General features: G+C 43.8%; 1 protein-coding gene. It reads right to left on the bottom strand.

The genetic code is table 11. The annotated features are described in order from the left end of the window. Positions 1 to 233: TorF family putative porin (locus tag R2R70_RS23335; RefSeq protein WP_410979397.1), on the bottom strand; the 233-nt coding region annotated here is incomplete at both ends.

Raw genomic sequence — 233 nt, 5'->3', positions numbered from 1 at the left:
GTCAGCCCAAGATGCATTAGATACCCATGTACCAGCATAAAACCCAGATTCGTCAGCGTAATCAATACCACCAGAAATAGCAGCGTCGCCGCCAGTTTGTTCTTGTCCACGCCATAAGTAATTTGAAGTAGCTGCTACATTGGCAGACACTTCAGCATTTACTGCTGTTGATGTAAGTGACGTTGCAGCCATTAATGCCACGGCGCTAAAAGCGATTGTTTTTTTTAGTTTTA

Source organism: Cobetia sp. SIMBA_158 (genome assembly GCF_046566945.1).
GTDB classification, from domain to species: domain Bacteria; phylum Pseudomonadota; class Gammaproteobacteria; order Pseudomonadales; family Halomonadaceae; genus Cobetia; species Cobetia amphilecti.
This window is presented reverse-complemented; position numbering and strand designations above follow the sequence as displayed.